This is a genomic window from Xanthomonas sp. SHU 199 (assembly GCF_000364665.1).
GTDB classification, from domain to species: Bacteria; Pseudomonadota; Gammaproteobacteria; order Xanthomonadales; family Xanthomonadaceae; genus Xanthomonas_A; species Xanthomonas_A sontii.
The window spans coordinates 1-1,282 of record NZ_AQOI01000873.1 but is presented as its reverse complement, the minus strand read 5'-3'; the positions used below and the strand labels follow the sequence as shown (position 1 = coordinate 1,282).

Annotated in this window: 1 protein-coding gene; it reads right to left on the bottom strand. The window is 72.5% G+C overall.

What is annotated here, in order from left to right:
* Positions 1-92 precede the first annotated feature (92 nt).
* Positions 93-1,280 (bottom strand): nucleotidyltransferase family protein, encoded by a 1,188-nt coding sequence (locus D183_RS0123560; RefSeq protein ID WP_081613430.1) that lies wholly within the window; start codon positions 1,278-1,280, stop codon positions 93-95.
* Positions 1,281-1,282 lie beyond the last annotated feature (2 nt).

Sequence of the window (1,282 nt, the reverse complement as noted above, 5' to 3'; positions counted from 1 at the left end):
GGCTTCAGCCGCGACGTGCGCCGCCACAACGGCTGTCGCGGCTGAAGCCGCTCCTGCGACGGTCGTTTACTGCGCGCTCTAGGGGGCGTGCGTCATTCCGACGACGGCGCATAGCCCTGCAGCGCGGTGCGCACCGCGTACAGCGTGTCCATGCGCGGCACCGGACGCAGCAGGCGCTGCAGCACGCGGCGGCGCTGCGGCAGGCGCACCCAGTCCTGGCCCTGCAACCACAGTTGGGTGCGGATCATCTCGGCGCGTTCCTGGCGGCTTGCCGCCGAGGGCTGCAGGCGCTGGCGCAGATAGTCCAGCACCTCGCCGCCCGAACGCGCCCATTCGATGCCGGGCAGCGCCGGCAGCCACAGTTGCGAGCATGACGCCGCGGTCAGGTCCAATCCGCGCGCGCGCAGCCGCAACAGCGGCGGACACTGCGCGCGCAGTTGCTTGAGCACCGCCGACGGAATCACCGCGCGGTAGTAACGCAGCATCAACCGCAGCGGCGGCCATGCCCACCAGGCGTCGGTGCCGGTCAGCATCTGCCAGTCGCTGGCGCGCATGCGCGGAGCGAGCAAGGCCAGGTCGTGCAGGTGCATCAGCCGCAGGCTGCGGCTGCACAGTCCGCCGGCCGCGTGCAGCAGCAGGTGGCGCATCAGCGCGCCGTTGCTGGGGTAGGGATTCAGGCCGGGCCTGCCGTCGCCCGGCAGGAGCTGCGTACCGAGGTCGACCGTGCGCAGCGGCAGGCGCTCCTGGATGCGCACGTGCAGTTCGATGTTGATCGGCGTGTCGCGGTGCTCGCCCAGGCCACCCACCGCCTGCGCCTGCGCTGGACGGAAGGTCTGGTGCTTCCACTGCGCGAACTCGGCCACGTAGCCCAGCGCGGCGAGCAAAGTCGCGGCACGCTCGGCGTCCTCGGGGCGCACCAGCAGGTCGATGTCGGCCATCGGCCGGTCGCCCGGCCGATACAGGCCTTGCGCATGCAGCGCCGCGCCTTTCAGCGGCACGATCGCCAGGCCGGCGGTCTGCGCCAGGGCGTCGATCCGCTGCAGCAACGCGGCGATGCGTTGGTAGCGCTGCGCCACGTGTTCGCGTTGCCCCTCCAGGAACGCGCGCCACGGCCGGTCCGGCCATTGCGAGCGCTGGCTCAGCAGTGGCGCCACGCCGTGCGCGACCGCCGCGGCTGCGGCGAGTTGCCAGTGCAGGCCGCTCCAGTCCGGCATCGGCGCACCGGGGCGTGCCAGCTCATGCGCCAGCGTTTCGGTGGCCAGGCGCAGGCCACGGCCGATGC